Below are 8,439 nucleotides of genomic sequence, written 5' to 3' on the forward strand. Positions count from 1 at the left end.
CATCGAACCAGGTTCGACGATCAGTAGCGACGCGTATCGTTCGTACCATGCACTCGCTAAAGAATATAACCACCAACCGATCAGGTTCAATGTAAAGGACAATCCTGATCATTTGAAATGGCTGCATACGATGATTTCCAACGCGAAAGCCTTTATCGCCGGTACGTTTCACGGTTTAGATTCCAAGCATCTGCAATCCTATTTGAACGAATTCTGCTTTCGCACCAATCGTCGGCAGTTTGAAGGTCAGATGTTTAATCGCCTGCTGGCTGCTTGTGTTTCCACCGATACCGTCACCTACGGCGATTTGACCGCATAAGCCAAGCGGAGCTAACTTGATATTCAAATTAAACAATAGTATGTGTACACAACAAAATGAATCCGCAACTTGTCGTTTTTGAAAATGTCGAGATAGTGGTAAGTCTTCAAAAGTTTTTCCGATACCTTTACACCAGTAAGTGAACCGCTCAAGTCCAGCATGGCGACATGTAGGGTAACAGTAGAACCGATTTTTTCGGCCAAATCAATATATACTCCACCAGTTTGAATGCAGTTCATGTTATGTGCCCTTTGGAGTAAAGGATCAGTAATCTCGTTAGATTCAACTGACCTCAAATTACCTTTGTTTGATTCCTCAATATATCTGAGTAGTTCAACCTCTGCGAGTATTGAATCCCCAAAAACCCCCTTTTCATGATATTTTTGAAGAATTTTGTAGTTTTCCTTTTCCGCACATAAGAAAGTGCTGGATGTCTTATAATAATTCCTAACCCTTTCAAAAGTAGGCTTTATTCGTTTTTCACATATATGCTTGTGAATTATTTCATTGATGAATGCAGATTTCATAATTCTTGTGATATTTACTTGAACTGAAGCTATCTCTTCTCGATTTTTCCCTAAAAGAAAACAAACAGCAGACTTCCTAAGTTTGATAACCACGATATTACGAAGTTTTATTTGTTCTACAATCTTGTTTCTTTCAAGCTCCTTTAGCCTTTCCCATGTTTCATATTTGTACATGTTAAAAAAAACCCCATGTACCGATCACGTGTACCTTAAACATAGTCCCTCTACCCAGTTCCCAAATTAGCTCAATAATTGCACGATTCTCGATACATAGGTCTTGTTTTCGCTTTGTCGTTGTCATTTGCTCCCCTCCCTTAAATGTAATACGGTTGATACTCTGCCCCAAGGCCCTCTACAAATTCTGTTTTTGCTTCTACCTCCGATTGTGTGTAATTACATGTTATAACCTCGATACAGGTCAGTTTACCATCGGCGGAAACATATCCTCCGTCAACTGGAGAACATAATATCTCAGTTCGGTCTTGTCCATGATTATGAAGTTCCCCAAATCGGTCATTTAGCATTTCTCTAAATTGTGCCTCGGTAATCCAAGTTGATCTTTCAATTTCCGATAGACCAAGTAGCGATTTGCTAAAGTTAGATCATGATTAACTGAGTTACTACGATAAAAATATCAAGTGCTAACTGATTTCGGCCTAACTCCTTACCTTTAGTTGTCAAACGATAGACTTCATTAATTTGATGTGAACTTCTGTTATAGACCGAACAACGCTCAATGTATCCATCCCGTAAATATGCCTGTATGCGTTTCTCTCTCTGCCCTAATTCGGCTTTCAAGTGATGTTCTGTCAAATAGCCAACGCACCTGAAGACATGAAGCATGTTGTGGTCTTTAGTTGTTATTGTTTTCACATAACTTGACTTCCTTCCTCTCCCCATGCGGCCCTCCTCCTCTGTATGGAATCTCACCAGTTTTTCTGTTGCTATAATACAGCTACGGCAACGGTAACACATGTTGATGACAGCCCCCGTTAGGGGTCGAACGGAACGGTGATGAAAAAACGAGCTTTGCTCGGTTCGGCGTAGCCGATTTTTCTGAGCGTACTCCCGATCTTTCTTTCATCATACCGTTTACGGTGATGAAAGGATCGGGAGCGTGGAGTGAGACCCCCTATCCCGCTTATCGTTAAGCCCCCTCGAGGATGTTGCATTTGCTCCACGTAATGTCCTACCGTTTATTTTGTTCCTTAATCATACTGATAGAGCCTGTTCAAAAAGTGCATAATATCGGATAAAAAACAAAAATGCACCTATGCGAAACATGGTAGAATGGAAGTACCACACTACCCATTAAACCAACAACGCGAGGTGCATTTTCATGGACTTGCAGCTTGAACTGCTGCCCTACCACTAGGGCGGTCGTCCTCCGATCGATCCAAGAATCTGCTTTCGGATGCATTATTTGTACTTTACTCGACCGGAGATCTCCTCGTTTCGGGAGCTGGTGAGGCAATTAAAAGAACCGAAAAATCAGGCATGGCGCAACTTTATCGGCGTCCCTAACATCAAAAAGGTGCCGGTTCGCAGCTGCCTGAGCAATTTCAGAGCCAAGGTCGGCGCCGAATTGTTTTATTCCATTCTGTTCGACTTCATTGCTCAGGCGTTGAAAACTTTCTACTGCCGATGCTGACAGGTATCGATTCCAGGCCCATATGGGCCAACGTCAACGGATACAAACACAAGCGCCACCTGCGGTGTGCAACGAACGAAGGCGAACCAGAATAAGTTTTTCGTCGGTTACCGTAAGCATTCTATCGTTTGTCCCAGCCCGAAAGGACCGATCGTCCTGTTTTCGGTCATCCTGCCTAACGATACAGCAGATGTCAAAGTGATGTTGCCTCTCCTTGACATGATGAAGAAAATCGAAGGACTGAAGGTTGACTATCTGGTGGCGGATTTGGGTTATTTCGATGCCGACGATCAGAAGGAAGCGCTCCTGAAACACGATGTGGCCGTCGTGACGGAAATCAAGAAAAACACCATCATTCCTGAACACTGCACCCCCGAAGGAAAACCGGAATGCGAGCAAGGTCATGCCCTTGTGTTTGATGGATTCGACAAAGATACATACACCGCTTGGTTTCGCGGAGACGATGATAAATGCGCCGCCTGTCCGCTGCAAGGCCTTTGTGAGAAGCAGTTTGGCTATTCCTTTACGGAAAATCCATTTTTCAACGGCCCTGTACCGCAAGGAAGCATGCTGCAAGAGCATATGCTGAATTTCCGTAAGCAGGTGGAACTAGCGTTTGCCCAAGAATCCAACCTGCTGACTTCCGTGATGAAGCACAAGAAGGTGCCGGTTCGTACAACCGAACACGTCGGGAAATGGTTTATCCTGCGAGATGCGTTTCGGTTAATTGAGCGAATGATTGCACATGTTCGGGAGACGATTCTGCCTCCGAATCATGTTGCAGCTTCAAGAAGCTGCAAGAGATTCAAGTGGAACAAATATCGCTGCCGCTGGCAGGATAAAAGGCTCCAAACCGCAATTAAAAAAATGCAAATCACCACACAAGGGATACGTTTTTCCAAAAACAGGGACTGAAAATGAAGCGGTACCGAGGAAGTAACTCCGACACCTCTACCCCCCCTTTCATTTCCAATACTGTCATCTCATTTGCCTGGTTGTGCTCCCGTCTTCAAACTGATAAGGGGCTTTTTGAACAGGCTCTGATAGACTAATATATTTATAACTTTTCAGACATAGAAAAACCCTTATCACATGGGGTGATAAGGGTTCAAGGGATTTCAAATTGATGATTTAGAAAAGATCAAGCTTGGCTGGTGCTCCCTTTTTCCATGTGCGGTTTTTGCCAGTATTAAAGAAATCATCGTACTTTTCATTATGGTAATGTAGTATACCGTGCTCTAATACATATTCGAAATGGAACTTGGGATTATTTATATGATTGAGACCTTTTTCTGTATTTAATCTGTTTTCCCACAACGAATAATAGGGTTCAAATACTTCAGTCGGAATTTCGTAGATCCTCGCAGGATCATTAATATAAAAGATTCCTATTAAGAATCCCTTAACGTTTCTATATCTTTCTATAATTTCATGATTTACATGATGACAAGTAGTAATTCCAGGTTTCAAACGAAGATTACCAGATGTATCAACTAAATTGACTGTTTTCAACTCATACTGGTAACCTGTTTCAGGGTCTATACCGTCATCCCCATGACGACCTGGTATTTTGGTAAGCCCGAACATCTTGACCAGTAATAATTCCCTGTAACCACCATCATCGAAAACATGAATTATATTCTGCTTATTTGCTTCGGTCTGCAGTTGCTTCGCCAAATCTAATAAGTGGGCAATTTTCTTGGGTTTAGGTCGCAAAGCCACTACCATCATTCTCCTTTATTAAGTAAATCAATTACGTCAACAGATAGTGCATTTGCAATTTTCAAAAGAGTGGTATAAGTCGGGTTTCGTTGTGCCAACTCCAACTGACTTATATAATTGCGATGAAGTCCCGCTTTGAATCCCAGTGTCTCCTGGGAATACCCCCTCTTTTCCCGAAGGACTCTAATGCGTTCACCCAGAAGCCTTAGCTCTTGGCTGTATTCTTTTTCTAAATCATCGCTCTCTATGCTCATTGTTTATTCCTCATAAAACGACATTGTTCGGTTCCATTCTAAGAAAAATTATATTATAATAATTAAAAGCATTCTTCACACTATAGTGTGAAATTCATACTATAGTGTGGCAACAAGGCATAGGAGTTGTTGAAATGAGTTTAAGACTTGCGTATGAGACAAAATTGGGTAAAGCATATAATGGTGATTCCTTAGAACTACTCGATTCTTTAGAAGATAATTCAGTTAATCTTGTAATGACATCTCCACCGTTTGCATTGTTGCGGCAAAAGTCCTATGGGAATAAAGTCGGCGATGACTATATTGAGTGGCTAACTCATTTTGCCATTAAGGTCAAAGAAAAGCTCACTGAGGACGGAAGCTTCGTTTTAGATTTAGGCGGTGCATATGAGCGAGGGGTTCCTGTCCGTTCCCTGTATAATTACAAAGTGCTTATTAAGTTTGTCGAAGAAATTGGGTTTCACTTGGCTGAAGAATTTTTTTGGTATAACTCTTCAAAACTACCAAGCCCGATTGAGTGGGTAAATAAAAGGAAAATTCGGGCAAAAGACTCTGTAAATACGGTATGGTGGTTTTCTAAATCAACTAATCCAAAAGCAGACGTTCGAAACGTTCTTGCTCCTTACTCTGACCGTATGCAAAAGCTTTTGAAGGACTCAAAAAAATATTATGATGCCAAGGAAAGACCATCTGGCCACGATATAAGCGAAGGTTTTAACAAAGATAACGGTGGAGCAATTCCTTCAAATTTGTTGCAGATACCGAACTCAGAAAGTAATTCAAAGTACCTTCGTTACTGCAAAGAACTGAAAATTACAGGGCACCCAGCAAGATTCCCTGGAAAACTACCTGAGTTCTTTATTAAGTTTTTGACCGATCCAGGTGATACAGTATTGGACATTTTCGGTGGCTCTAATACCACTGGGGAGATGGCGGAGTTACATGATCGCCGATGGTTGAGTTGCGATCTTGATAATGAGTATGTAGCGGCTTCGGCATTCAGATTCTTAAACAACACTATTGAAGCTAAGGAAGTGTATGATCGCATCCTCAATGAGCAGTATGTCAATCTTGGCGACTTTACTTTAGTTTAGAACTGTCGTAACTTGCGATGCTCCTTGTGTTTTGCTTGTTTGCTTTAGCGATATACAACTGATGATTTCGCATAATCACCAATGTTTTAACAACCAATCCCAGGAGCCTTAGGCTATCTGAGGGGAAATAGAACCCCCCCATGCAGAACGCTCAAAAAAAAGCGTTCTGCATAAGGTGGTTCTGTAACGGTACAATCCCTATCGCTTGAGTATATCTTTCACACGTCAACGTACACAGAACGGCTTTCGCCCGATACTTCGCATTCAAGACCGCTCCTGAATGTGATTGCAGAGATGCAATCAGAAGTACCGCCCCCCTATTCCTTTTGGGAATAGCACGGTCACCTCCCGCCCTTTATGGTCGGCAACGAGGAAGTTGACTGTACGTTATCAAACATTCCAAGGCAGTTTCTTTTGCGTCGGGACTGCGAACCCGTAGTTTTTATTTATAGCGCGATCTCCTACATACCACACTGCATGACTAAACCATGTCTTTTCTTATGATGTAAGTCTAAAAATGACTTTTTATATGATAAGCAGGCGACATGTTTTTATAACTTTTTCTACTCATTATGTGAGAAAAAATGCGGTAATTTTGCTTTACCTTTTTACTTTAGTGCTTTATAGCGCGAAACCTCGAACACATAACGTATAGACAGAATCCCGTAGATTTATATACTTAAGACATAAGTTCTGCAGAGCTAATAAACAACATGAAAAGGGAAGCAAACATGAAAAACAAACCATCTAACAAAAGTACAGAAACACCGATTCAAACAAATATGACTGAATATTCAAATAGTTTGGATGCAATCGCATCGTTATTGTTTCAGTCGATGGCCCGCAAAAGTTCCAACAACCATAAAAATCTTAAAGAAAAAGGGGTAAGCTAATATGTTAAACATGCTCAAAAAACAAGTCGTTATGATCATCGGACTCTACATCCGTGTATCCACGGATAAACAGGCTCAGGAAGGTTACTCGCTGGAAGGACAAGCTGAAGAAGGAATTCGAGTTGCTAAAAAGATGTTTGGTGAAGATATTCAATATGAACTCTATATTGACGAGGGTTTAAGTGCGAAAAGCACCTACAAACGGATTGCTCTTAAACGAATGATGAATGATTTGAAATCTGGAAAACTGTCCGCAGTTATCACTTATAAAGTTTCCAGGTTGAGCCGATCCTTATCCGATTCGTTGAAACTCGTCGAGGAAATCAACTCTGCAAAAGTCCGCTTCATTAGTATTAAAGAAGGGGAATATGGAACTCCACATGCCAACTTACAATTCAATATCTTAGCTTCGGTTACCAACGAGAAGAATTAGCGGAGAACGTCCAAATGGGTATGAGCCAACGTGCAAAAGAAGGCTTATGGAATGGAGGTCAAGTGCTTGGATATAAGAGTATTAACAAGGAACTGATTATTGTCCCTCAAGAAGCTGAAATTGTGAAGTTAATATTCCAAAAATTCACGGATGAATGCTGGGGAACGAAAAGAATTTCAAATTACTTGAATAGTATTGGCTACCGCACCAAGAATGGCAAGGCGTTTTCGATAACGGCGGTTTCCACTATCATCAAAAATCCTGTCTATAAAGGTTATATCCAATATAATCAAGTAATCAACTGGGAGAAAGAACGACGAAATGGTAAAAATCCAGACTACATTATCTGCAAAGGCGTACATGGAGCGATTATTGATGAAGCGACTTGGGACAAAGCAAATTCTGTTGCAAAGCAAAGGGCAACTGGTACCCCTCGCCAATACTCAGGAACTTTTCCCCTTACAGGTTTAGCGAAGTGTCCAGAATGCGGGACATTTATGACCAGCCTATACGGTGCAAAAAGAAAAGACGGAACGAGAAAAAGATGTCTGCGGGGCATACCATAACAATGGGAAATCAATATGTAATCCGAACACAATTCCTGCTGATTGGTTAGAGAAGGTAGTTTTTGAACGACTCTCCGATACATTACAATCAGAGTCGATTGTAAACAAACTGACTAACCGAATTAATGAATTAATAAAGTCTTCTGGGTATGGCTCGAAAAATGAAACTGATACACTTCTTAATCAAATCCGTGACTTAGAAGCTCGTAAGACGAAGATTCAAGAAAACTTTGAATCAGGTGCAAGCCTATATAGTGCAGAAGAGGCACGTTCCCGCATTGCAGAAATACGTGAAAAAATTGATAAGCCGAAGGCCGATCTTAAATCTTATGAACCAACGCCAACAAGCAATACCGATCAGATCAAACCAGTTACTCCTGAATTAATACGCACACAACTTGAGGACTTTATGGCCCTATCAAATGAGTTAGGTCCATTAGATTTTCGACAATTGCTCCAAGCAACTATTCTTAAAATCGAAGCAACAAAAAATAAACTTCAGTCTGTACACTTTTCATTTATTGTACATTTACCTGAAGATGATTGGGACCCCAAAGGTCCTTTACATAACCTCGTAAGTCCCAACTCATATGTCCTTCGGGCTTTTTCTTTTAGCAAAAACCATTACCTATTTGTGGTACCAGGCCTGTTGATTAACCAAATTATGTAATCTAAACAACCCTCTGGGGGTTATGTGTCTGCACAATATATTGAATCTTTATAAGCCATTCAGCAGGCAGCAGATGAAGAGCGAATAAACGTGTAAATCGGACAAAGGAGAGTTCCACATGCCGAGATATGGATGCAGAAACGGAGTCAAACAGCCATTTCAGCAGAACGTACACCATCAATGCTGCAAATAACTGACCATAAACGGCGTTCTCTGTTGTCCCAAACAACGTAGGAATGTTTAAATGCTGCTTAATCCAACGAAAAAATACCTCGATCTGCCAACGAGCTTTATACATCTGCGCGATTTG

The 8,439-nt window shown here is 41.2% G+C and carries 11 protein-coding genes and 1 pseudogene; 8 read left to right on the forward strand and 4 right to left on the reverse strand.

All coding sequences use genetic code 11. From position 1 onward, the window contains the following. Window positions 1-319, forward strand: a 319-nt coding sequence (locus tag BLO51_RS27755; RefSeq protein WP_143006960.1) for an IS1595 family transposase, incomplete at its 5' end; no start/stop codon positions are given. A gap of 23 nt (window positions 320-342) precedes the next feature. Here BLO51_RS27755 and BLO51_RS27760 read toward each other — a convergent pair. Continuing rightward, entirely contained in the window at window positions 343-1,020 is a 678-nt protein-coding gene (locus BLO51_RS27760) for a hypothetical protein (protein ID WP_090677329.1), read from the reverse strand. 1,213 nt (window positions 1,021-2,233) lie between these two features. On the opposite strand from BLO51_RS27760, the pseudogene BLO51_RS27770 reads away from it, so the two are divergent. Then, window positions 2,234-2,497: pseudogene (locus tag BLO51_RS27770) on the forward strand (transposase); the annotation flags it as partial. Between the two features lie 66 nt (window positions 2,498-2,563). Beyond that, window positions 2,564-3,412 carry a transposase gene (locus tag BLO51_RS27775; protein ID WP_167670366.1) on the forward strand — a complete coding sequence of 283 codons (849 nt, stop codon included), beginning with the start codon at window positions 2,564-2,566 and terminating at the stop codon, window positions 3,410-3,412. 216 nt (window positions 3,413-3,628) lie between these two features. On the opposite strand, the gene BLO51_RS27780 is transcribed toward BLO51_RS27775, so the two are convergent. Together BLO51_RS27780 and BLO51_RS27785 are read right to left on the reverse strand one after the other, a co-directional pair. Further along, window positions 3,629-4,219: a PDDEXK family nuclease gene (locus BLO51_RS27780; protein ID WP_143007017.1), complete on the reverse strand. Its 591-nt coding sequence runs from the start codon at window positions 4,217-4,219 to the stop codon at window positions 3,629-3,631. 5 nt (window positions 4,220-4,224) lie between these two features. After that, a complete protein-coding gene (locus BLO51_RS27785) occupies window positions 4,225-4,473 on the reverse strand; it encodes a helix-turn-helix domain-containing protein (RefSeq protein ID WP_090677334.1) in 249 nt (82 codons plus the stop codon). Window positions 4,474-4,607: 134 nt separating this feature from the next. Here BLO51_RS27785 and BLO51_RS27790 point away from each other — a divergent pair, with 134 nt between their 5' ends. From BLO51_RS27790 to BLO51_RS28935, 5 genes are all read left to right on the forward strand, one after another. After that, on the forward strand, window positions 4,608-5,567 hold the full coding sequence (locus tag BLO51_RS27790) for a DNA-methyltransferase (RefSeq protein ID WP_090677336.1): 960 nt from the start codon (window positions 4,608-4,610) through the stop codon (window positions 5,565-5,567). A gap of 731 nt (window positions 5,568-6,298) precedes the next feature. Then, the gene (locus tag BLO51_RS29565) at window positions 6,299-6,460 is read left to right on the forward strand and encodes a hypothetical protein (protein WP_167670367.1); all 162 of its coding nucleotides are present in this window, start codon (window positions 6,299-6,301) and stop codon (window positions 6,458-6,460) included. A 1-nt stretch (window position 6,461) separates the two neighbouring features. Beyond that, window positions 6,462-6,893, forward strand: coding sequence for a recombinase family protein (locus BLO51_RS27795; protein ID WP_090677340.1), 432 nt, complete (start codon window positions 6,462-6,464; stop codon window positions 6,891-6,893). A gap of 14 nt (window positions 6,894-6,907) precedes the next feature. Next, on the forward strand, window positions 6,908-7,459 hold the full coding sequence (locus BLO51_RS27800) for a recombinase family protein (RefSeq protein ID WP_090677343.1): 552 nt from the start codon (window positions 6,908-6,910) through the stop codon (window positions 7,457-7,459). Next, entirely contained in the window at window positions 7,407-8,129 is a 723-nt protein-coding gene (locus tag BLO51_RS28935) for a zinc ribbon domain-containing protein (RefSeq protein WP_143007018.1), read from the forward strand. The genes BLO51_RS27800 and BLO51_RS28935 overlap by 53 nt, the downstream gene beginning before the upstream one ends. Before the next feature lies 1 nt (window position 8,130). On the opposite strand, the gene BLO51_RS31100 is transcribed toward BLO51_RS28935, so the two are convergent. Continuing rightward, on the reverse strand, window positions 8,131-8,439 hold a 309-nt coding region (locus BLO51_RS31100; protein ID WP_143007019.1), incomplete at its 5' end, for a transposase.

It is taken from the genome of Paenibacillus tianmuensis (assembly GCF_900100345.1).
Lineage (GTDB): Bacteria > Bacillota > Bacilli > Paenibacillales > NBRC-103111 > Paenibacillus_G > Paenibacillus_G tianmuensis.